Origin of the sequence: Phytoactinopolyspora halophila, assembly GCF_003287285.1 — a bacterium.
GTDB classification, from domain to species: Bacteria; Actinomycetota; Actinomycetes; order Jiangellales; family Jiangellaceae; genus Phytoactinopolyspora_A; species Phytoactinopolyspora_A halophila.
On the sequence record NZ_QMIG01000001.1, the window covers coordinates 243,907 to 265,858 of the forward strand.

General features: G+C 67.8%; 18 protein-coding genes. 6 read left to right on the plus strand and 12 right to left on the minus strand.

The genetic code is table 11. The features are described 5' to 3' along the window. Positions 1-79: 79 nt before the first annotated feature. From DPM12_RS01125 to DPM12_RS01145, 5 genes are read left to right on the plus strand one after another with little or no spacing between them, the layout of a single operon-like run. Complete coding sequence (locus DPM12_RS01125; protein WP_123788372.1) at positions 80-1,327, plus strand: DUF7847 domain-containing protein; 1,248 nt, start codon at positions 80-82, stop codon at positions 1,325-1,327. Beyond that, positions 1,324-1,995, plus strand: coding sequence for a DUF4129 domain-containing protein (locus tag DPM12_RS01130; RefSeq protein ID WP_112256387.1), 672 nt, complete (start codon positions 1,324-1,326; stop codon positions 1,993-1,995). The genes DPM12_RS01125 and DPM12_RS01130 overlap by 4 nt, the downstream gene beginning before the upstream one ends. Then, the gene (locus tag DPM12_RS01135) at positions 1,992-3,137 is read left to right on the plus strand and encodes a DUF4350 domain-containing protein (protein WP_112256389.1); all 1,146 of its coding nucleotides are present in this window, start codon (positions 1,992-1,994) and stop codon (positions 3,135-3,137) included. The genes DPM12_RS01130 and DPM12_RS01135 overlap by 4 nt, the downstream gene beginning before the upstream one ends. Then, entirely contained in the window at positions 3,131-4,096 is a 966-nt protein-coding gene (locus DPM12_RS01140; protein ID WP_342778733.1) for an AAA family ATPase, read from the plus strand. Before DPM12_RS01135 ends, DPM12_RS01140 begins: the two co-directional genes overlap by 7 nt. After that, positions 4,096-5,391: a DUF58 domain-containing protein gene (locus tag DPM12_RS01145; RefSeq protein ID WP_112256391.1), complete on the plus strand. Its 1,296-nt coding sequence runs from the start codon at positions 4,096-4,098 to the stop codon at positions 5,389-5,391. The genes DPM12_RS01140 and DPM12_RS01145 overlap by 1 nt, the downstream gene beginning before the upstream one ends. Positions 5,392-5,488: 97 nt before the next feature. Here the strand turns inward: DPM12_RS01145 and DPM12_RS01150 are convergent, their stop codons facing one another. From DPM12_RS01150 to DPM12_RS01170, 5 genes are all read right to left on the minus strand, one after another. After that, on the minus strand, positions 5,489-6,634 hold the full coding sequence (locus DPM12_RS01150) for a S1 family peptidase (protein WP_112256393.1): 1,146 nt from the start codon (positions 6,632-6,634) through the stop codon (positions 5,489-5,491). Positions 6,635-6,782: 148 nt separating this feature from the next. Further along, positions 6,783-7,679, minus strand: a complete 897-nt coding sequence (locus DPM12_RS01155; protein ID WP_158542652.1) for a carbohydrate ABC transporter permease — start codon at positions 7,677-7,679, stop codon at positions 6,783-6,785. Next, complete coding sequence (locus DPM12_RS01160; RefSeq protein ID WP_158542654.1) at positions 7,676-8,677, minus strand: carbohydrate ABC transporter permease; 1,002 nt, start codon at positions 8,675-8,677, stop codon at positions 7,676-7,678. Before DPM12_RS01160 ends, DPM12_RS01155 begins: the two co-directional genes overlap by 4 nt. Next, on the minus strand, positions 8,674-9,978 hold the full coding sequence (locus DPM12_RS01165) for an extracellular solute-binding protein (protein ID WP_112256399.1): 1,305 nt from the start codon (positions 9,976-9,978) through the stop codon (positions 8,674-8,676). The genes DPM12_RS01160 and DPM12_RS01165 overlap by 4 nt, the downstream gene beginning before the upstream one ends. A gap of 258 nt (positions 9,979-10,236) precedes the next feature. After that, positions 10,237-11,238 carry a stage II sporulation protein M gene (locus tag DPM12_RS01170; RefSeq protein ID WP_112256401.1) on the minus strand — a complete coding sequence of 334 codons (1,002 nt, stop codon included), beginning with the start codon at positions 11,236-11,238 and terminating at the stop codon, positions 10,237-10,239. A gap of 254 nt (positions 11,239-11,492) precedes the next feature. Here DPM12_RS01170 and DPM12_RS01175 point away from each other — a divergent pair, with 254 nt between their 5' ends. Beyond that, positions 11,493-12,422 carry an RDD family protein gene (locus tag DPM12_RS01175; protein ID WP_158542656.1) on the plus strand — a complete coding sequence of 310 codons (930 nt, stop codon included), beginning with the start codon at positions 11,493-11,495 and terminating at the stop codon, positions 12,420-12,422. Between the two features lie 97 nt (positions 12,423-12,519). Here DPM12_RS01175 and manA read toward each other — a convergent pair whose 3' ends face one another. From manA to DPM12_RS01210, 7 genes are all read right to left on the minus strand, one after another. Then, entirely contained in the window at positions 12,520-13,764 is a 1,245-nt protein-coding gene (manA, locus tag DPM12_RS01180) for a mannose-6-phosphate isomerase, class I (protein ID WP_211658180.1), read from the minus strand. A gap of 11 nt (positions 13,765-13,775) precedes the next feature. Then, positions 13,776-16,172: a glycoside hydrolase family 31 protein gene (locus DPM12_RS01185; protein ID WP_211658181.1), complete on the minus strand. Its 2,397-nt coding sequence runs from the start codon at positions 16,170-16,172 to the stop codon at positions 13,776-13,778. Further along, a complete protein-coding gene (locus tag DPM12_RS01190; RefSeq protein WP_211658182.1) occupies positions 16,169-17,350 on the minus strand; it encodes a glycoside hydrolase family 15 protein in 1,182 nt (393 codons plus the stop codon). The genes DPM12_RS01185 and DPM12_RS01190 overlap by 4 nt, the downstream gene beginning before the upstream one ends. Before the next feature lie 113 nt (positions 17,351-17,463). After that, positions 17,464-18,735, minus strand: coding sequence for an ABC transporter substrate-binding protein (locus tag DPM12_RS01195; protein ID WP_112256405.1), 1,272 nt, complete (start codon positions 18,733-18,735; stop codon positions 17,464-17,466). A gap of 40 nt (positions 18,736-18,775) precedes the next feature. Next, positions 18,776-19,669, minus strand: a complete 894-nt coding sequence (locus tag DPM12_RS01200; RefSeq protein ID WP_112256407.1) for a carbohydrate ABC transporter permease — start codon at positions 19,667-19,669, stop codon at positions 18,776-18,778. After that, positions 19,662-20,624, minus strand: coding sequence for a carbohydrate ABC transporter permease (locus DPM12_RS01205; protein ID WP_112256409.1), 963 nt, complete (start codon positions 20,622-20,624; stop codon positions 19,662-19,664). The genes DPM12_RS01200 and DPM12_RS01205 overlap by 8 nt, the downstream gene beginning before the upstream one ends. Beyond that, positions 20,621-21,850, minus strand: a complete 1,230-nt coding sequence (locus tag DPM12_RS01210; RefSeq protein ID WP_112256411.1) for an ROK family transcriptional regulator — start codon at positions 21,848-21,850, stop codon at positions 20,621-20,623. The genes DPM12_RS01205 and DPM12_RS01210 overlap by 4 nt, the downstream gene beginning before the upstream one ends. Positions 21,851-21,952: the final 102 nt, after the last annotated feature.

Genomic DNA, 21,952 nt, shown 5'->3' on the forward strand with positions numbered 1-21,952 from the left:
GAAGTGCCATGATGGCCAATGCCACGTGGGGTGATCCAGGTGTCCGGCGAAGACGCGCCGGTGAAGAAGGAGAGGAACGATGTCGGGAAACGACCGTCCGTCCGGGTGGGGCGAGCCGGAAGGCGGGCACGGGTGGCAGCGACCGGACAGCCCGACCTCTCCGGATGATTCTGCCTCCGCGGGTGGCCATCATGGATCCGGACGTGCTGGTGAACCTCCCGGCGGCAGGCAGGGCGGCAGCGGGCCAAGCGCCTCCGGTCAGCCAGCCGGTTGGACCTCCGGCTCGGGCTGGTCGTGGCGTCCGCCAGACGCCAAGCCAGGCGTGATCCCATTACGGCCGCTGGGTGTTGGCGAGATCCTGGACGGCGCCGTCACCACCATCCGGCGCAACCCACGAGTGATGCTGGGGTTGTCCGCTGCCGTGGCGATCATCAGTCAGTTGGTGGCCATACCGTTCGTGTGGATGCTCGTGGACGAGGCCGCCACCCTCGAGGAGCTCGAGCAGCAACGCGCCGTAACCGAGGAGGAGCTCCTCAACTTCTTCGGCACCGCCATCGGCGGGTTAGCCATCGTCATGCTGGTGACGTGGATCGCGACGGTCTTTCTCACCGGCATGCTCACCGTGGTCGTCGGGCGGGCCGTGCTGGGGGAGAATCTCTCGCTCGCCGATACGTGGGGCCACACCAAACCCCGGCTGTTGCGCCTGTTCGGGTTGACGATCCTGTACACGCTGATCTGGAGCGGGCCCGGGCTGGTCGTCATCCTCGCCGCCGTCGCCATGGTCGCAACTGATGCGCCTGCCGCAGCCGTGGGTATGCTCGCCCTCGGGCTCATCGCCGCCGTGTTGATCGGTATCTGGCTGCTCGTGCTGTTCGCGCTCGCCACACCTGCGCTCATGCTGGAAACGACGTCCCGCGCCGACGGCGATCCGGTTCCCATCGGCATCATCGCTGCCCTGCGCCGCTCGAGCCGGCTGGTCATGAGGTCGTGGTGGCGAGTGTTCGGCATTCTCCTCCTCGTGATGATCATCGTGTTCATCGTCTCTCAGGTGGTCTCCATCCCGTTCAGCCTGCCGGCAACGTTGGGCGATGGCGACATGTTCACGATGGCCGGGATGTCGTTCGGTGCACTCGTCGTGAACACGCTGGGATCCATCGTGAGTGCCACGATCACCGCGCCGTTCAGTGCGGGCGCCACCGCACTGCTCTACGTCGACCAGCGCATCCGCCGCGAGGCACTGGACATCGAGCTCGCCCGGGCGGCCGACGTCGAACTGCCACACCGCTCCGACGACGGGCAGCACGGCAACACGCTCGGCCCGCGATGATCGAACTCACGATGATCGAATTCGCCGGGCCCGTCGTCGACATCGACCGTGAGGAAGCCCGGGAACTTGCCCGGCAGGAACTGTCGCAGCCGGAGTACGAACGTGACCTCTCCTGGCCCGCCCGCGTGTTGGAGTGGCTGTTCGAGCACTTCGGGCGGCTGATCGACGGTGCGTCCGCGACGATTCCCGGTGGACTCGGTGCCCTGTTACTCGTCGCCGTTCTCCTCGGCGTCGCCATCGTGGCCATCCTCCGCACGGGGCCGCTGACCCGCCGGCGGGGTACCCGTGACCATCCCGTTTTCGGCGAGCGCCGCCGTAGTGCGCACGAGTATCGCGCCGCTGCCGCGGCAGCAGCACAGGATGGCGACTGGACCACGGCCGTCATCGAGCAGTTCCGCGCCGTCGTCACGGACATGGAGGAGCGTGGGCTGATCGAGACCCGGGCGGGAAGGACGGCCGACGAGGTGGCAGGTGACGCCAGCGCGAAGCTACCCGGGTACGAGGACGACCTGACCAGCGCGGCGCGGCTGTTCGATCGGATACTCTATGGAAACCAGCCGGCGACGAGCGAGGACCACGCACGCATGCGCGAGCTCGACACTGCGGTCCAGCACGCCCGGCCGGTGGCGAGCGGCGGTGACCGTCCAGCCCTGGCGGTGCCCCGATGACGGCCGGCGACGTCAGTACGGTCCGTACACCCACAGCTCGCCAACACTGGCGACGCTGGCGCTTTCCGTTTCTCGTGACGGCCGCTCTCGTGATCTTCGCCGTCGTCATCACCCTTCTGCAGGATCAGACGAGCCGCGGATACCTCGATCCGGAGGGAGTGAACGTCAGCGGCGCGCGCGCTCTGGCCCGGCTGCTCGAGGACCAGGGGCTCACGATCACCCCCGTCCGCACCACTGCGGATGCCGTGAGCGCTACCAGCAGTGACGAAACGATCGTGATCACCGAGCCGGACATGCTGCTGCCCGAGCAGATCGACGACGTCCTCGGCACCGGCGCGGACATCGTCCTGGTCACGGCGAGCAACGTGGAGGATTTCGGGCCAGACCTCGAACACGCCGGTTCGAGTCCCGAACAGGTCCTCGCCCCCCGCTGCGAGCTTCCCGCCGCGCGCAGCGCCGGTGACGCGCTCACCGGCGGCGAGACCTACCACGGTCCCGACGACGCCACGGCCTGCTACCCCACCGATGACGGCGCCTCGCTGCTCGTCGGCAGCAGCCACACCGGGTCCCGGCTGGTCGCACTCGGCAGCAGTGCTCCCCTGACCAATCGATATCTCGACGAGAACGGCAACGCCGCGCTGGCACTCAACCTGCTCGGCCAAACCGGGGAGCTGACCTGGTACCGCCCTACACCTGAAGGTGCGCCGGACGAGGCACGGGATCTCGCCGATCTGATGCCCGGCTGGGTCGTTCCCGCCGCCTGGCAGCTGGCCATCGCCGTTGGCGTCGCGGCCTGGTGGCGGGCGCGGCGATTGGGCCGGGTCGTGACCGAGCCGCTTCCGGTCGTGGTGCGTGCGGCGGAAACCACCGAAGGCCGGGCCCGCCTGTACGCCCGCGGGGGTTCGCGCGGGCACGCGGCCTCGATTCTTCGCAACGCCACGGCGCGTCGCCTGCGGTCCAGGCTGTCTGTCCCGCTCACCGCGCCCGCCGAAGCCCTGATCGAAGCGGTGAGCGCGCGCACGGAGCGCGAACCCGAGACCGTCACCACCCTGCTCGCCGGTCCCGAACCCACCGACGACGCGGGCCTGGTCCGCCTGGCGAACGCACTGGACGAACTCGAACAGGAGGTCATTACATCGTGACAGAAAAGGCCGAGCAGGCCCGTTCCGCACTCAGCGCGCTCCGGGAGGAGGTCGCCAAGGCTGTCGTCGGCCAGGACCCGGTCGTCAGCGGCATGGTCATCGCTTTGCTGTGCCGCGGGCACGTCCTGCTCGAAGGTGTCCCCGGTGTTGCGAAGACCCTGCTCATCCGGGCCTTCGGGGCCGGGCTCGAGGTCGATTCCAAGCGCGTGCAGTTCACACCGGACCTGATGCCGGGCGACGTCACCGGTTCCCTCGTGTACGACGCACGCACGGCCGAATTCTCGTTCTCACCCGGGCCGGTGTTCACCAACCTGCTGCTGGCCGACGAGATCAACCGGACCCCACCGAAGACGCAATCGGCCCTGCTCGAGGCGATGCAAGAACGTCAGGTCTCGGTGGAGGGCAAACCGCGCCCACTTCCCGAGCCGTTCGTCGTCGCCGCGACCCAGAATCCGGTCGAGTACGAGGGCACCTATCCGCTACCGGAAGCACAACTGGACCGCTTCCTGCTCAAGCTCACCGTCACCGTGCCGGAACGAGATGACGAGATCACCATCCTGCAGCGCCATGCGGACGGTTTCGACCCGGGCGACCTGGCGGCTGCGGGCGTCGAACAGGTGGCGAGTCCTGCCGATCTCACGGCCGGGCGGGCCGCCATCCAATCCGTGCGCATCTCACCGGAGGTCATCGGCTACATCGTCGATGTCTGCCAGGCCACTCGCTCCTCGCCGTCCGTGCAGCTCGGCGTCTCGCCGCGGGGCGCCACTGCGCTCTTGACCACGGCGCGGGCCTGGGCGTGGCTGTCCGGCCGCGAGTTCGTGACGCCCGACGACGTCAAGGCGCTTGCCGGACCGACACTCCGGCATCGGATGGCGCTGCGTCCCGAGGCGGAGATGGAAGGCGTGGCGACCGATTCCGTACTCGAGTCGATCCTCGCGACCGTGCCGGTGCCGCGCTGATGGTCCTGTCCGGACGGCTAGCCCTCGTCGCCGTGCTCGCCGCCGTCGCCGTCGCGACGGTAGCGCCGTCGGCTATCGGCGTGCTGCTCGCGACCTGGCTCATCTTGGTTTTGGGCCTGATCGACACGGCTCTGGCCGGGGCGGTGCGGCAACTCTCGTTCGACCGGTCCGGCGACACCACGGTTCGCCTTGGCGAAACGGCGACGGTCACGTTGACCATGCACAACCACGGCCGGCGCCGGGTGCGAGGATTGCTCCGGGACGCGTGGCCTCCGTCCGCGGGGGTAGCTACCGACCGGTTCCGCGTGGACGCCCCGGCGGGCGGATGGCACGCATTCGATGTCCGTCTGCACCCCACCCGTCGCGGCGATCGAACCGCCGACCGCGTCACCGTCCGCAGCATGGGCCCGCTCGGCCTGGCCGGGCGGCAAGCCTCCCATGCCGCGGCATGGACGGTGCGAGTGTTGCCGCCATTTCACGCACGCCGGCACCTGCCCGCCAGGCTGGCGCGGCTGCGCGAACTGGACGGGCGTTCGGCCGTGCTCACCCGGGGCGCCGGCACCGAATTCGACTCGCTGCGGGAGTACGTCGTGGGGGACGACACCCGATCCATCGACTGGCGCGCCACGGCACGGCGCGGCGACGTCGTGGTCCGGACCTGGCGCCCGGAACGCGACCGGCACGTCCTCGTCGTCCTCGACACCGGCCGCACGTCCGCCGCGCGCGTGGGCGACGCGCCCCGGCTCGACGCCGCGATGGACGCCGCCCTGCTACTGGGCACCGTGGCCGCACGGGCCGGCGACCGCGTCGAGTTGCTCGCCTACGACCGCCGCGTCCGCGCGGCAGTCGAGCGTCCTGCAGCCACCGAGATCCTGCCTCGCATGGTCAACGCCCTGGCCACCGTGGAGCCCGAACTGCTCGAAACCGACCATCGCGGGCTTGCCGCCGAGATACGAGCGCGGGCCGGGCGGCACGCGCTCGTGGTACTGATCACCGGCATCGACTCGGGCACCGTGGAGCAAGGGCTGCTTCCCCTGGTGAATGGGCTGACGCAACGGCACACCGTTCTCGTCGCATCGGTTGCCGATCCACGCTTGGCGGAGATGGCGGCCGCTCGGGAGAATGCGTCGGCGGTCTACCGGGCCGCCGCCGCGGAGCACGACCGGCAGGGCCGCGACCAGGTGGCCGATCTCCTCCGGCAGCGAGGCGCGCACGTGGTCGATGCCGCACCGGGTGAGCTACCACCCGCGCTCGCCGATGCCTACCTGGACCTCAAGGCCGCCGGCCAGCTCTGATCCCCCGGCACATACGAGAAACCGTGATCATGAACACTAGCCGGCAATATATGGCCGGCTAGTGTTCATGATCATCGGGGAGGGGGAGGTGGGAGGGTTATTGCGTGACGAGTGTCAGGTTCCACGCGTTCAGCATCGGGTTGACCGGCTGGAAGTAGGTCTGCGGCCGACCACCGGAACCGCAGAAGCCAGAGCCGCCAGACGTGACGCCCTGGGCGTTGATCCCCGCCGCGATGAACGACCCACCGGAGTCACCCGGCCGGGCGCAGGCACTCGTCCGGGTCAGCCCGCGCACCGGGCCCTGCGAGTAGTTCACGGTCTGGTTGTAGGCCTCGATCTGCCCGCACCGGTAGCCGCTGGTCCGCCCGGACCGGCAGGTCGTCGCGCCGATCGGCGCCACGTCCGAACCGTTCACCTGCGCGTAAGTGCCGTTCCAGCGGGACACCTGGGAGGTCACGCTCCAGTTCTGATTGACCGAGACGTACGCGCCGTCCGAGCCCGGGAAGACCGACCGCTCGAAGACACCTTGCGAGGCACCGTTGTAACCCGTGGTCGGCGTGCCCACGTTTCCACAGTGCCCGGCGGTCACGAACCCGCGCGGTTGCACCGCGAAGCCGACCGAACACCCGGAGCCGGGAACGTCGTAGGCCGTCCCGCCAACCACGTCGTAGAACGGCTCGGGAACCGTCTCCGTGGTCTCGACCTCGACCAGATCCGCGTCCACGCCGGTTTCCGCAAGCCACTCTGTCGCGGCGTCGTGGGCTCCCTCGGCCGCCTCCACGACGACGGTGTTCGCGGGGACGTCCACATACCAGCTGTACACTTCGGACGCGTCGGGGGCTTCCGCGTCGTCGAGAGTGGACACGACGTCGGAGAGCTCGTCCGTGCTGTGCTCGACCAGCCGCGGCGTCGCCCCGGCCCGGCGGACGTCGGCGGCTGCACGCCGGTCGGAGACCGCCACCACCAGCTCGCCGTCATCGATCCATGCTCCGACCTCGGACTCGTCCAGGGTTTTCTCCAGCCGTTCCTGGGTGTGCATCGCCTGGAGGTCGCTGGCGAACACCTCGATGGCTTCTTGCCTGCTCAGGTCGAGATCACGCTCGGCCGCGGCGAGCATCTCCGGTGTGGCCAGTTCAGCGACATCCACGTCGTCGCTGGCGGTCGCGCTCGATGTCGTGGTGAGCGCGATGACGACACTCGCGGACAGGGTCGCCGCCGCGAGCTTGTGCACTCGTCGATCCATGGGATCTCCTTACGGGACGTGACGAAGGAGGAAGAACCTCCTGGGGGTATCCCGCAACGTACGAGAAGCCCGGACATTCGGGTACATATCAGTCGGGTCATATCGCCGTCGTATGGCCACCGATGCCAACGCAACCGGGGCCGAGTTGTCATCCTTTGACCGCTCCAGCTACCAGTCCCGTGGTCAGCCTCTTGTGCACGAAGAGGAAGAAGACCACCACGGGCAGCGTGAACAGCAGTGACCCGGCCATGATCGCTCCATGGTCGACGCGCTCCTGCTCGACGAAGAAGGCGAGCCCGACCGGCAGCGTGCGCAGGGACTCGTTGCGCACGAAGGTCAAGGCAAACAGGAACTCGTTCCACGCGGCGATCCACGCGAAGATCGACACCGCAGCGATTCCCGGTCCAGCGAGCGGCAGGACCACCCGGCGCATCGCACCGAACCGGGTGCACCCGTCGATCAACGCGGCTTCCTCCATCTCGTTCGGAACGGAGAGGAAGAAGCCGCGAAGAATCCAGATCATCAGCGGCGTAATGAACGCCAAATACGCGACAATCAAACCCCAGAGGCTGCCCGTCAATCCGAAGTTGCGCATCACGATAAAGAGCGGGATGAGCAGCACGACGACCGGGAACAGCTGGGTGGCCAGCACGATCAGTGCCAGATACTTCCGCAACGGGATCCGGAACCGGGCCAGCGCGTACCCGGCCAGCGTGGCGACCACCAGCCCGATGGCGGTCGTACCGAGAGTGACGATCAGCGAGTTACGCAGATACCTGCCGAAACCCCGGTCGATCACCTGGGGGAACCGATCCCACACCAGCTCTGATGGCCACCAGACCGGGTCGGGTGTGATGATCTCTTCCTGGGGTTTGATCGCGGTGATGGCCATCCAGTACAGCGGAAAGATCGCGAACAGCCCGACCGCGATGGCCGCGACGTAGATCATGATTCGCGAGGCCAGTTTCCGGCGGCGGACCTGGCCGGCCGTCTTGTAGTGAGGACCGGATCCGGACGCCGTGGCCGGCGTGAGCGAGCTCGTCATGAGATCTGCTCCTCCTCGCGGATCAACTTGATGTAGACGATCGTGATGGCGATCAATATGAAGAACAGGACCATGGCGAGCGCCGCACCCATGCCCCATTCGCTCTGGGTGATGCCCTCGACGTACGTGCTGACCGACAGCACCTCCGTACGCCGCGCCGGGCCTCCCCCGGTGAGCACCCAGACCTGGTCGAACATCTTGAAATCCCAGATCGTCGAGATCACGACGAGCACGAGCAGCAACGGTTTGAGCATCGGCAAGGTGATCATACGCAGCCGCTGCCACGCGTTCGTGCCATCCAGCTTGGAGGCTTCGATGACGTCGGCAGGGATCGTCTGAAGGCCTGCGAGCAGGGCGATCGTCACGAACGGGAACGACTGCCAGATGACCACGATTCCGACGACCGCGAACGCCGTGTAGAACTCCGTGAACCAGGAGAAGTCTTCGAACTGCGCGAACCCGAGCGATGTGAACACCCAGTTGATGACGCCGTATTGCCCATCGAACAGCCACTGCCACACGAACGACGCCGCGATGTGCGGGATCGCCCATGGAAGCAAGACGAGCACGCCCAACAGGGTGCGGCCCCGGAACGGCTGGTTGAGCAGCAGCGCTACGGCAATTCCGAGGACCATGGTTCCGACGACGCAGACCAGCCCGAACACGACGGTCGTGATCGCCGAACGACGCAGGATGGGGTCGGAGAAGATCTCGGCATAGTTGGCGAGACCAACGAAGTCCATGTCGCCCTCGGTGAGGGCGCGGATACCCGACGCGTCGGTGAACGACAGCCACGCGGTCCGAAAGACCGGGAATCCCACCAGCCCGACAATGAACAGGAGGGCCGGAGCGATCAGCAGGAGTGGGAAGATCCTGTCGTCGAAGATCCTCCGCCAGGAACGCCCCGGACGTGGCGGTGACGGCGCAGGCTCCCCGGGGCCCGGGCCGGAGACGACGGCTGGCCCGCCTCCCCGGCCCGGTATCCGAGACTGGTTCAACTCGTACCGTCCTCGGCGCGGCTGCGGATCTCTTCGTCGAGGTTGGCTGCGGCCTCTTCGACCGTGAAGTTGCCGGCCATGAGCTCCTGCAAGGTGTCCTTCACTGCGGTGGCGCCTTCCATGGCCCCCCACCATCCGGCCACCGGGTAGGCACGAGCGTGCTCGATGAACTGTTCGGCAGCAACCGGGGAGAGCCAGTCGTCCTCGTCGACCGTCGCCTCGGCCTCGTCAACGGTGCCGGGGAAGAATCCGGTCGTTTCGGCGAAATCCGTGGCCTGTTCGGGCGCAACCACGAACTCCGCGAACGCCGCCGCCAGTTCTTTCTGCTCCGACTCCTCGAACACGACGAGATGGCTGCCACCCGCGAGCGTGTCGCGGCTACCGCCCGGCCCCTCCGGGAGGAGCACCGCACCGATGTTGCCCTCCAGGTCCGGATTGTCTTCCACCAGGCCCGTGACCTGCCACGGCAACGCGACAACCATGGCCGACTCTTCGTTCGCGAACTCCTCGGCGAGACTCAACGACGTGAAATCGTCGGTCTCCGCATCGGCCGGGCTCCATCCCTTCTCCCACAGGGTCTGGAAGTACTCCAACGCCTGGTGACCGGCATCTGTGTCGAATCCCGGAACCCAACTGTCACCCTCCTCGGTAGCGATCTCGCCACCGGCCTGCCAGATCAACGGCAGGAAGTAGTGCTGGTTGTTGGCAGCGACCTGGAACGGCGAGATGTCGAACTCGGCGGCGATCTTCTCTCCGACTTCGAGCATGTCGTCCCAGGTCTGTGGGGGTTCCAGGCCTGCTTCTTCGAAAATGTCGGTGCGATAGAGCAGGATCCGGGAGCCGCCGTACCACGGATAGCCGTAGGCAGCCCCGTCGAAGATCGCAGACTCTTCCAGAACCGGCACGTAGTCGGTGCCGCTAAGATCCGCCTCGGCCAGCACGCCTTCCTCGGCGAACTCGGGTGTCCAGGTGTTGCCGGACTCGGCGAGGTCAGGTACTTCTCCGGCAACGATCGCATTGGTGTAGTGATCCTTGCCAGCGCTCCAGGGGACGTACTCGATGTTCACGGTGACGTCCTCGTGCTCGGCTTCGAAGGCGTCGGCCATCGAACCGACGCTGGTACCGACGGGGTCGTCCCCACCCCCCATGATCCAGACGGTGAGCTCGCCAGAGTACCCCTCTTCCGGATCCGGAGCCGCTGCCCCGTCTCCGTCGTCGTCACCGCCGCACGCCGCCAGCACGAGCGCCAGGGCCGTGGCAACGGTGCCCCCGTTCAGGACTCTCTTGGTGCCAGATCTCATGTCCTTACCCCTTCTATCGAGGCGGTGTCCGTCCGCTCGCGCACCACGACCGTCGCTCGCGTTCAGCTCGGTGACGGGGCATGTCGCCCGGCGTCTGGGGCACTTGTGGCGGTACACGTGCCATGTCGTACGAGGTTGTCGATCAGCAGACCGGTGGCCCGGCGCCGCAATAGGAAACAAGGTTAACGAATGGTAGTCCCATTGGTCTAGACAGTGATCTAAACGAGACTGTCCGGTGTCCGGACTGTTGACCTGGCGCTAGGCAGCGGCCGGCAGCGTGCTGCCGCGCAGCGATTCCTCCAGGTCACCCACCTCGCCGGCCGCAACGGCGCGGCGGCCGAACACCCACACGTACGTCAGGAAGGCCACCTCGGCCAGCACGCCCACACCGACACGGCCCCAGGTGGGAAGGGGAGATGGTGTCACGAATCCTTCGATGATTCCGGAAATCAGCAGCACGCCCGCGAGCCCGACGGCCATTCCGACAGCCGCCCGCCCGGCCTGGGCCAGTGCTTCCGCACGAGTCGACGAACCCGGATCGATCACGGTCCATCCCAGCCGCAGGCCAGCACCGGCCGCCACCAGTACGACGGTGAGCTCCAGCAGGCCATGCGGCGTGATGAGGCCGAAGAAGACATCGAGCCGACCGGCCGAAGCCATCAGGCCAGCGGCCACCGCGATGTTCATGACGTTGACACCCAAGATGTAGATCACCGGGATGCCCAGAAAGATTCCAAGTGCGAGACACGCCGCCGCGACCCATGCATTGTTGATCCACACCTGGGTCGCGAACGAACCCGCGGGATGGGCGGAGTAGTAGTCCTCGAATTCGTGCTCGACGAGTTGGCGGATCTCTTCCGGCGCACCGATGGTGGCCTGTACGGCCGGGGTCGCTTCCACCCACCACGCCACCGCCACAGCAGCGATGACGAACGCCGCGGCGACACCCAGCCACCAGTACCTGTTGCGATAGACGGTGGCCGGGAATCCTACGGTGAGAAACCAGAGGACGTCGTTCCACCCCGGATCGCGGGTCCCCGACACCACGGACCGGGCACGGGCCACGAGACTCGACAACTTGCCGACCAGCACGGGATCGGGCGCCGACGAACGTACGATCGCCAGGTGAGTGGACACCTCCCGATACAGCTTCACCAGCTCGTCTGCCTCGGGACCGGAAAGCTTGCCCCGGCGCCGGACCAGCGAGTTCAGCCGGTTCCACTCCTCCTGATGGGCCGCGATGAACGCATCGACGTCCACAAGACTCCCTTCCGAGCGCCCCTCCCGGCTTCCGGCACCCGATCGACATGCTGATCGGGACGTGCTGATCGGGTGGTCGCCGTACGGCGACCACGGTCATGACGCTATCAAGCGTTTCTCCTGCTGCCACCGTCGCTGGCGGCAGCATGCACTGCCGGCCCCTCATACTCTGGCGACGAGCACGCCTTGACTCTGCGCGGTATTCGGGAAATGCGCGATGCCCGGCACCGCCCGCATCGGGGAGACTGGTCGGTATGAGCGATGTGATCACCGGGGAAGCCGTCCCGCTTGAACTGCGCGTGGCCAAACTCCCGTCTCGAGCTCTGGCGATCATCATCGATGCCGCGGTCTACGCCGCCATCGGCCTCGCATTGTTCATCCTGGTCGGTACGGTCATCCCGGCCGTCGATACCGCGCTGGCCACCGCCCTCGGTCTGGCCGCCGTCATCACGATGCTCGTCGCCGTGCCCACGGCGGTGGAAACGCTGACGCGGGGCCGTTCGGTCGGCAAGCTCGCCCTGGGACTTCGGGTCGTACGCGACGACGGCGGAGCGATCCGCGCGCGGCACGCGCTCGTACGCGCGCTCGCCGGCGTGTTCGCGGACTTCGTGGTCACCCTCGGCGTGGGGGCGGTCTTCTGCTCCATGCTCAACGAACGCGGCAAGCGCATCGGTGACGTTCTTGCAGGAACGCTCGTGCTACGCGAACGCGTTCCCGCCTCGTCGGGGCTCCCTCCGATGCCGCCGCAGCTCGCTAGCTGGGCCTCCGGTCTCGAACTCTCGCAACTACCCGACGATCTCGCACTCTCCGCGCGCAGCTTCGTGAGCCGCCTGCCGCAGCTCTCCCCCCAGGTACGCGACGATCTCGGAGCTCGGCTCGCCGATCAGGTCGCCACGGTGGTCAGCCCACCCCCGCCGGCGGACGTACCGGCATGGGCCTACCTCGTGGCCGTGCTCAACGAACGCGCCCGGCGCGACGCGGCTCGGCTCTCGCAGCAAGCGGGCACCCCCGGCCGGTACGAGTCCGGCACGACCGAAGAGTCCAGCCGGAAGCTTCCGCCCGATCCACCGCAACAGCAGCGCGAACCGGATCACACGCCCGAACCCGACCAGCAGCAGGAACCCGGGAAGGCTCCGGATTCCCCACCGGCTCCTCGGGGCGGCGGATTCGTTCCGCCCTCGTGATTCATACAGCCGACGACGACGCGAACCCGCACGTGTGGAAATGCCATCGATGTCGGAGCACGGACCCGCGTTCAGCACAGACGCGGGCACGTGGTGATCACATGTTGGGAGTGACGGAGAAGGCCGTTCCCGTTCCGGATACCGACATCAGCCACTCCCCGGCCGGGACGAAGGCAGCCTGCCCCCGCCGCAATTCGAGCATCGGGCCCGTCGTGTCCTCCGATCGGCCGTCCCGTGCGGCGCCGGCGGGTCCTGTCCGCAGGGATGCGAACCCGTCGGTGACGAGGACGATCCGTGGTCCGGCGCCGCTGGGGTGGATCTCGCCGGCGTCCATGTCGAGCCGGCACAGCCGGAACTCGTCCAGAGCGTCCTGGTGGTAGACATGCTCGCCGGGTCCGGCTTGGCGAATCGGCGGAATCAGCATTGTGTCGTCCTGGGTGGGCGAGTGACCGGAGGCTTCGTAGCGCAGGATGCGGTCAACCTCCAGGGTGTCGACGTGCTTGGACGTCAGCCCCGCTCGCAGGGTGTTGTCCGAGCTGGCCTGGATCTCCACGGCAGTGCCGCCGAGGTATGCGTGCGGCACGCCCGCACCGACGAAGGCGGCCTCGCCCGGGCCCAGGCTTATGCGCCGCAACATCAGCGCCAGCAGCAGGCCGCGATCACCCGGGTACGTCTCGGCCAGCCCGGCCACGACGTCGAGGGCCTCGTGTTCCCGGCGCACCGCTTCGGTGGCCGCGGCATCTGTCACGGCCTCCACGAAGGGGGCAATCTGCGGCTCCGGCAGGGCCAGCCACATCCGCACCAGCTCGCGCAGGCCGTTGTCCGCGACGACGAGCTCGGCCGCCCGTCGGAGTTCGTCCTTTCCCGTGGCGCGCAACGCTCGCGCCGTGTCCTCCGGGTCCCGGAATCCCACCAGCGCGTCGAAGTCGGTGAGCGCCACGACCATCTCTGGCTTGTGGTTGCGATCCCGGTACGAGCGCTCCGGCGAATCCAGCGGAATACCCGACACCTCTTCGGCGGCGTATCCCTGTTTCGCCTGCTCGATCGTGGGGTGCGCCTGGATGGACAGCGGCTGCTCGACCGCCAGGACCTTCAGCAGATACGGCAGGACCAGCCCGAATCGCTTCACCGTGTGCGATCCGAGCGTGTATCCCGGATCGTCGGCGATGTATCGGTCCAGTGTCCGGCCGTCACCCGCGACCGTCGACGGCGACCCGGGATGCGCACCGATCCACAGCTCGGCCTGGGGTTCGCCAGTCGGTTCGACCCCCAACAGCTCGGGGATGACGGTCGGCGAGCCCCACGGATACGAACGCACGGGGTTGTCGAGAATCACAGCCACGGATGGCCACTCTAGCCACCACGCGACGGGGGTGACTCCCCACTCCCCGATTCCGCCGTCGTGGCGGTGCCGGCCGGATTCGGCTGCGCCTGGACGAACACGGAGGACAGGCGCGGCCAGTCCACGGCACGGCAGAGCGCGGGTGGCTGATCGATGGGGGCAGGCAGCGTGATCTCCGCCGGCCCCGTGTAGTTCGTCCCTCGCCACACGTCGACCCACTGCCCCTCCGGCAGGTAGGCCGCCACCTCGTCGATGCCCGGCTCGATCACCGGCACCACCAGCAAGGCGTCACCGAGCTGGTACTGCAGCGGATACCGCCAGATCATCGGATCATCGGGGTGGTCGAAGAACAACCCACGCATGAGGGGCCGGCCATCGCGAATCGCCACGGCGGCCTGCTCCGCGAGGTAGCCGACCAGCCGCTCCCGCAGGTGTGCCAGCTGCCGGAACACGGGCACGACGCGTTCGTCCCCACGCTGCTCGGCGACGTTCCAGGGCGTGCGGTCGCGCAGCGGCCGGCGGTGATGGTTGAACTCGGAGTGGTACTGCATGATCGGCATGAAGCAGGCCGCTCCGGCCGCCCTCAGGTACAGCTCCGCATCGGGAACCTCGCCCGAGAAGCCGGCCAGATCCCAGCCCCAGTAGACGATGCCGCAGGCCGACGCCGTGATCCCGGCGATCACCGACGAGCGGAACGCCTCCCACGTGGAGTCCTCGTCGCCGGCCCAGAACAGCCCGTGCGCCTGCGAGCCGGTGAATCCGGCCCGGGAGAACGTCACTGGCGCCTTCCCCTCGGAGCGCAGCAGGTCGCCGAAGGTGCGTGCGTAGTGCACCGGATAGAGATTGTTTCCCTCGTTACCACGGCGGCCGTCAGCGTAGCGCAGATCGTGGCCCCAGGCATGCTCGCCGCCATCGGTTTTGAACCCGTCGACGTCGAGGCCGCTGACGAGGTAGCGCCGTTTCTCCGCCCACCACTGGCGGGTGCGTTCGACGGACAGGTCGGGCATCAGCGCCTGCGGGAACCACCAGCCCCGGTTGTGGTAGGGCGTACCGTCGGCTTCCAGTACGGCATGGCCGTCCCGGACCATCGCCTCGCCGTCGCGGATCACCTGGGCGTCGTCGCCGACATCGTCGCCCAGCTCGTATCGGGTCTTCACCAGCGGGATCTGCCAGAGCAGGACCCTGATGCCACGAGCATGCAGCTCGTCGATCATTCCCTTCGGGTCCGGCCAGGCACCGTCCGGCGGATAGGTGAAGTCCGACGCGTCGTGTGGTGAGCCGTCCCGGTGCGGCTCGTACATGGCATCGCGAAAGATGGTGAACGTCTGCTCGTCGCTCCACGCCTCGACGACGACCGCGCCCACCGGGATGTCCAGCTCGCGGTGGCGATCCATCCGTTCCATGACGGCGTGCTGGGTGTTCCACTCGTTGCCGGACGCCCAGAGCCGGAACACCCAGTCCGGCAGTTCCTCCGCGCGGCCGACCTCCGCGGTGAACGCGGCCAGCACCTCGTGCGGGGCACCCCGGTAGACAGCGACATCGACCGACGGGGTAGCCGGCGCGGGCGCCGGGGGGCCGTCCGCCGGTTCGTCGAGAGCGACCTCGACGACGAGCCGGTCCGGTGTGGAAGCGCCGACATCGAACCAGGTCCGCCGGGACGTGCGCACGTGAAAGCCCCAAGCGTCCCCGGTCTCGGAGATGACGTGTGCAAACGGCATCGGCAGGTAGGTCCGGCCGTGCCTGCCCTGCGCCTTGTACTGCTCGAACACGACGGCATCCAGCTCCCGGCCGCGCTGATCCACGGCGTCGAAACGTTCCCCGAACCCGACGACGTGCTCGTCCGGCTCCAGCCGCATCGCAAACCGGGCGCGGTGCACCCACCCGTCCGCGACGAGCCACTCGACACTGCCGTCCACCAGCCGGTGGAACGCGTCGTCGACGGTCAACGTGCCGGCGCCGCTCACCCACTCCGCGGGCACCAGTTCATGCCAGTCGCTGCTGGCCTGGCGTCCGTCCCCGGTCCGGGCGTGGAACCGGTAGCGGTACCGGGTGCCCGCTTCCAGCTCCGGCGTCGTGACCTCCCAGCCACCGTCGCCACCGGCCGCGCGTGCCTGCGCGGCGGCGAGGTGCCCGTCACCACCGGCGAGGGCGGCCGCATCGGCCGCCGAGACGGCGACCCGTTCCAGGGCAAGGCTTCTGGTCTCCGATACCGCCGGATCATCCATCGGTTGAGCCACCCACTCGCAGCTCACGGCGACGACATCGGATTCGGCCTCGACACCGAGACGGACCCGTTCACCGACCTCGGGCAGCACTGGGACCCGCTGGTCCGGCGACGTGGCGTACGGGTGCTCCACCCCGTGCGGGCGGTGCCGGAGCAGCGCGCCCTGGTCGAGGTGCGTGCTCATCGCGTCACCTCCGGCAGCAGGCCGAGCTCGTCGGCCAGGATCAGGTACATCCCATGCGACCAGAGCAGCGGTGTGGCCACCGGTCCCCAGCGGTCCAGCCATTCCTGGCGGTGTTCCGGCGCCAGGAGGTGGTCCGGCACCTGCTCGGGCAGCTCGCCGTCGTCGGTTGCCTGGGCGGCGATCCAGCGCAGGTGCTGCCACGCGGCCCCGGTCTCTCCCGCCGCGGCCCGGTTCCATCCCAGAAGCGCCGCGAGCAGCAGCCACTGCCCGCCGCCGTAGAACACGTCGGCGCGGAAGCGGTGTACCCCGCCGTCGACGTCGAGGTCGCGAGCGACGGCCGCACGCGTAGCGACCGCGATCGGGTCGTCGACGTCGAGCAGGCCGAACGGGACGATGCACGCCGGCAGCGACCCGTCCACGGCGTCGGTGCCGAGCCACTTGGTCAGATGGCCGCCGGACACACCCTCGTCGAGGACCAGTTTGCGGATCTCACCCGCGGTCTGGGCGGCGCGGGACGTGCGCTCGTCGTCGAGGACACCCGCAGCGGCGATGGCGGTCAATCCCCCGTACAGGGCACCCAGCGTGGAGACGTGCCGCTGCTCGACGTTCTCTTCCCACCAGTCGTAGCAGGGACGATGCCAGGCGGAGACGACGTAGTCGTGACACAGCTCGATTCCTGCCCGCCACCTCGACAGATCCACGCCATGCCGCTTGGCGTGGGTGGCGACCGCCCACAACCACATCCCGTAACCGTCGGTCTGGAAGTCCCACCACGGCACCGAACCGTCGTCGCCGTCGAGTGTGAATCGCGTCGGCAGCATCCGCTCCATCGGCGTCTCCTCGCCGGCAGCGGTGGCCTGCACCACCTCCCGGATCTGTTCACCGCGCGCGGACAGCACGCCGCAGATCCAGTCGTGGAACCGGTTGGCGGATTCGGCGTCCCCGTAGCGGGAGATGCCCTCGGCAGTGAACGATCCGTCCCGGAACCAGGCAAATCCCCGGTACGCCGAGAACGTCGGCGACGCCGGGTACGCACCCGAGGGGTGCTGGTGCTCGGTGATCACCTGGTGGCTGCGGCGCGCGAGTTCGACCAGGTCAGCGGAGGTATCGCCGGCGGGCGCCGATGCGGGCACGCCGGAGTCCTCACCGGCCGGTGATGTGGGTGGCATGGCGGTCATATACGGGGAATCCCTCACGGTCGGCGGGCCAGATTTTCACACACCTCCCCTGATCATGAAGACTTGTCGACCACATAGGCCGATAAGTCTTCATGATCAGCGGAAAGTGGGGGTCAGAGGAGGGCGTTGACGCGTTCCTCCGCGTCGTCGAGCGCGTCCTCGACGCTCTTCCGCCCGGCTGCGGCGCTTTCCAGCTCCTCGGTGACGATGTCCTGCATCTCCTGCTGGCGCTCGATCACCGGGGGCAGGACCACATTATCCAGGGAGTCGAGCACGGCCTGCCGGTTATCCGGCGGCGTGACATCGAGATAGTCGCTCAGCTTCGACTCGTCCGCCACCGGAGGCAGCTCCCACGATGCGTCAAGGCGGACCTGCGTAGTGACGTCGGAGGCAGCCAGGAAGTCAATCCATGCCTGCGCGGCCTCGGGATGCTCGGTGCTCTCGGACACGACGGCGCCGTTGGCGAACATCGCCGACGCCTTCTCCGCGTCACCCGGTTCGACGACGACATCCCACTCGAAGTCGACGTCGGCCATCGCACCGAACATCCAGATGCCGGTGTGCCACATGGCCAGCTTCCCGTCGGCGAACAGATCCGAGTCGAAATCCGGCGTGCCCGCGCCGTCCGCCTCGGTCGGCATGCTGGTCCCCGACTTCTCCACCAGCCAGGTCGCGGCCCGCACGCCCTCCGGCGAGTTGAAGCGCGCCTCGGACGCGTCGTCGTCGAGGAATTCGCCGCCGGCCTGCGCCAGCGTCTTGTAGAACTCGTGGAAGCTCACCGGCTGGTAGTCACCCCAGATACCCGCGTCGGCGTCGGTCAGCTGCTCGGCCGCCTCCCGCTCGTCCTCCCAGGTCCACTCGTCCGTCGGCGGGTCGACACCCGCCTCCTCGAACAGCGTCTCGTTGTAGAACAGCACGACGTTGGAGAACGATGTCGGGACGCCATACTGCGCGCCGTCCCGGTTGAACGCCTCCAGCAGCGAGTCCTGGTAGGCGCTGCCGTCGATGTCGTCAAGCGGCGCGAGCGAGCCGTTCTCCGCATAGGTCACGAAGTTCTCGTAATTCAGCTCGAACGTGTCGGCGACGGTACCGCCCGCGACCGCTGTCTGCAGGACCGTGAAGTACTCATCGAACGGGTACGTCTCGACCTCGACCTCGATGCCGTCGTGGGCCTCCTCGAATGCCGCCACGATCTCGTCGAGGTTCTCCTCGTTCCCGTCGTTGGCGGAGAAGTTCATGTACCGGATCGTGGCGCTCTCTCCTGCCGCATCGCTCGTGTCCTCGGAGCGGGTGGCCGAGCCTTGCGAGCACGCGGCGAGCACGAGGGCGAGGCCGCCGACGGCGGCGCCCGCCGTGGTGAAGCGAGTGGGACGTTGTCGCACCATGACGAGTCCTTTCAGTGAATCGGGACGGCGCAGGTTCCGGTCATTTCAGGCCGGTATGCGCCATACCGGCAATGACGTGGCGCTGTGCGAAGAGGTAGACGATCGCGATCGGCAGGATCGACACCACCGAGCCGGCCATCACGACGTTCCAATCCGTCGTGAACTGGCCCTGCAGGGTGGACAGACCCAATGGCAGCGTCATCAGCTCGGGCGAGCGGATGACCACCAGGGGCCATATGAAGCTGTTCCAACTGGCCATGAAGGCGAACACGGTCAGGGTCGCGAGCGCGGGCCGGACCAGTGGCAGGATGATCGTCGCGTAGATCCGCAGGTGGCTGGCGCCGTCGATGGTCGCCGCCTCGTCCAGCTCTCGCGGCACGCTCTCCATCGCCTGTTTGAGCAGGAAGATTCCGAACGCCGACGCGATCGACGGCGCCAGCAGCGCGAAGTACGTGTCGTTCAGATTGAACCGGGTCATCTGGATGAACAGCGGGACCACCAGGACCTGGAGCGGGACCATCAGCGTGGCCAGGTACAGGCCGAAGATGACGTTCTTGCCCCGGAACCGCAGCCGGGCGAAACCGTAGGCGGCCATCGAGCCGGTCAGGAGCTGGAAGAACGTCGACGCGATGGCGATGCCGAACGAGTTCGCGACGATGCGCCACATGGGCAGCGCGTCGAACAGCGTCCGGTAGGCATCGAGGGTGGGCTCCTCGGGCACCAGCGTGGGCCCGCCGGAGAGGTTGCCCCGCGTGGTGATGGACGTGACCACCGTCCACAGGAACGGGAACAGCATCATGAACGCGCCGGCGACGACTCCCGCATACAGCAGTACCCGGCCCAGGCGGGGCCGATGCCGCGACGCCTCCACGGCGTCCCCGGTCCGGGCGACGCCCGGACCCGCCGGCGGTGTGGTCACGGTCGTGTCAGGCATAGTGCACCCACCGTCGCTGTCCGCGGATCTGGATCACGGTCACGGCGAGGATCACGAGGAAGAGCAGCCAGGACAGCGCCGACGCCTCGCCGGCCCGCCCGTAGCGGAACGTCAGCTCGTAGATCTCCCCGACCACTACCTGGCTGGCACCGGCAGGCCCGCCCCCGGTCATGACGTAGACCTGATCGAACACCTGAAAACCGTTGATCAGCGAGATGACGACGACGAAGAACGTCGCCGGCGAGAGCAGCGGCAGGGTGACGTGCCGGAATACCTTCCAGCCCGACGCGCCGTCGATACGCGCCGCCTCGTAGAGCTCGTGCGGGATGGTCTGCAACCCGGCGAGGAGGATCACCATGACGAAGCCGAGATCCTTCCATGCCGACGCGAGAATCACCGACGGCATGGCCCACGCCGGATCGGTCCACCACCCCGGCTCGTAGAGGTTGAAGAACCCCAGAATCTGGTTGATCAGGCCATTCGACGGGTTGAGCAACCACTGCCAGACGAGCGCGACGACGACCCAGCTCGTGACGACCGGCAAGAAGTATGCGGCGCGGAAGAACGACCGCCCCGCCAGCTTGCGGTTGAGCACGATGGCCAATCCCAGCCCGCCGATGTAGACCAGCGGGAAGTACCCGACGATGTAGAAGATGGTGTTGGCGAACACTCGCCGGGTGCCCGGGTCGGTGAGCAAGTGGGCATAGTTGTCCAGCCCGACCCATTTCATCGGCGAGATGAGGTTCCACTCGTGCAGGCTCACCCACGCCGACGAAACCATCGGGAGGAACGTGAACAGCAGCAGCGGAATGCCGCTGGGCAGCAGGAAGAACAGGATCCATCCGACGTGACGCGACCTCGACGAGGCCCGGCGATGCCACCCGGGCCGCCCCTTCCCCTCCGGCCGAATCGTGCCGGACGGTGCCAGTTGCGGCTCGCCAGCGCGCGGCGTCATGGCTGGGTCCCAGCGCGATCGGCAGGGTTCGCGTGCAGCCGCTCGCGTACCAGCCGGCCCTGGTCGCCACTGGTTCCCAGCACGTCGAAAGGCGAGGCCAAGACGAGTGCGGCAGCACCGAGCGCCCACTTGTCCTCGGCCCACGGCTCGACCACATAGGTCAGCCCGCGCCGTGCCGGGATGAGATGCCGGCGAAACGCCGCCTCGAATCCAGGTTCCCAGTACTGCCAGGCCTCGATTCCCTCACCCAGGATGATGATCATCTCGGGGTCGACGGTGTGCACGATGCCGGCCAGCGCGCGGCCGAGGAGCTCTCCGGCCTCGGCATAGATCTGCCGCGCCGCCTCGGTCCCATCCTCGGCTGCCTGGAGCAGGCCACGCGATGTGCCCCGGGGGCCGACGATGCCGGATTCGAGCGCCCGGCGCACAAGCGCGGCATCCCCGATGTGCGCTTCGAGGCAGCCATACGATCCGCAGCCGCACAACGGCCCGTCGACGGTGATGGGGATGTGGCCGATCTCGCCTGCCCCACCGCCGGCGCCTCGATAGACCGCTCCGTCGACCACGAGGCCGCAGCCGATGCCACGTCCGATCGTCACGACGAGGTATGACGAGTGAGACCGGCCGACCCCGTAGAGCCGCTCGGCCACGGCGAGCGTGTTGACGTCGTTCTCGACCAGCACCGGCACGCCCAGCGTCGAGCGCAGGATCGGCCCGACGTGCGCGTCAGTCCAGCCCAGCGTGGGCGCCGAGACGATGCCGACGGCCTGCTCGTCGACCGAGCCGGGGATGCCGACGCCAATTCCGAGCAGGTTGCGCTCGCCGTGATCGTCGACGGCGGCGCCCAGGATGTCGGCCAGCTGATCCAGCGCCGTCGGCGAGTCAGGATCGAACGGGTATGACACGGAGCTACGCACGCTGCCGTCGAGTTCGACGTCGACAACGGCGACGTGATCGGCAGTGACCTTGGCGCCGAGCGCGCCACCGGCCGAGCGCACGAGCCCGAGCAGCCGGGCCGGGCGGCCTCCCTGGGAGCGCACCTGGTCGAGCTCGGTCACCAGGCCGCGCGCGATCAGGCCTTTCGTCACCTGCGTGACCGTGGCCGGGTTGATGTCGAGGCTCCGCGCGATCTCCGCCCGCGACGTCGGGCCACGCGTGCCCAGCAGGCCGAGGATGGCCGACGGCACGAGGTCACCGCGCGCTGCGGGGCCGCTAGATCCGGACATTGACCACTCCGTTTGGAAGTAAATTTAGAGAAAAATTAACAGCAAAATAATCCCCCGTCAACGAGTCGAACTAGACACGCTTCGCCACCTGCCCCGGCCATC

Bases quoted from the DNA above. Each gene is read 5' to 3' on its own strand.
- DPM12_RS01165 (WP_112256399.1), bottom strand. From the start codon at position 9,978: ATGAGATCTGGCACCAAGAGAGTCCTGAACGGGGGCACCGTTGCCACG.
- DPM12_RS01155 (WP_158542652.1), bottom strand. From the start codon at position 7,679: ATGACGAGCTCGCTCACGCCGGCCACGGCGTCCGGATCCGGTCCTCAC.
- DPM12_RS01205 (WP_112256409.1), bottom strand. From the start codon at position 20,624: ATGACGCCGCGCGCTGGCGAGCCGCAACTGGCACCGTCCGGCACGATT.
- DPM12_RS01200 (WP_112256407.1), bottom strand. From the start codon at position 19,669: ATGCCTGACACGACCGTGACCACACCGCCGGCGGGTCCGGGCGTCGCC.
- DPM12_RS01130 (WP_112256387.1), top strand. From the start codon at position 1,324: ATGATCGAACTCACGATGATCGAATTCGCCGGGCCCGTCGTCGACATC.
- DPM12_RS01150 (WP_112256393.1), bottom strand. From the start codon at position 6,634: ATGGATCGACGAGTGCACAAGCTCGCGGCGGCGACCCTGTCCGCGAGT.
- DPM12_RS01125 (WP_123788372.1), top strand. From the start codon at position 80: ATGTCGGGAAACGACCGTCCGTCCGGGTGGGGCGAGCCGGAAGGCGGG.
- DPM12_RS01145 (WP_112256391.1), top strand. From the start codon at position 4,096: ATGGTCCTGTCCGGACGGCTAGCCCTCGTCGCCGTGCTCGCCGCCGTC.
- DPM12_RS01195 (WP_112256405.1), bottom strand. From the start codon at position 18,735: ATGGTGCGACAACGTCCCACTCGCTTCACCACGGCGGGCGCCGCCGTC.
- DPM12_RS01175 (WP_158542656.1), top strand. From the start codon at position 11,493: ATGAGCGATGTGATCACCGGGGAAGCCGTCCCGCTTGAACTGCGCGTG.
- DPM12_RS01190 (WP_211658182.1), bottom strand. From the start codon at position 17,350: ATGACCGCCATGCCACCCACATCACCGGCCGGTGAGGACTCCGGCGTG.
- DPM12_RS01185 (WP_211658181.1), bottom strand. From the start codon at position 16,172: ATGAGCACGCACCTCGACCAGGGCGCGCTGCTCCGGCACCGCCCGCAC.
- DPM12_RS01210 (WP_112256411.1), bottom strand. From the start codon at position 21,850: ATGTCCGGATCTAGCGGCCCCGCAGCGCGCGGTGACCTCGTGCCGTCG.
- DPM12_RS01135 (WP_112256389.1), top strand. From the start codon at position 1,992: ATGACGGCCGGCGACGTCAGTACGGTCCGTACACCCACAGCTCGCCAA.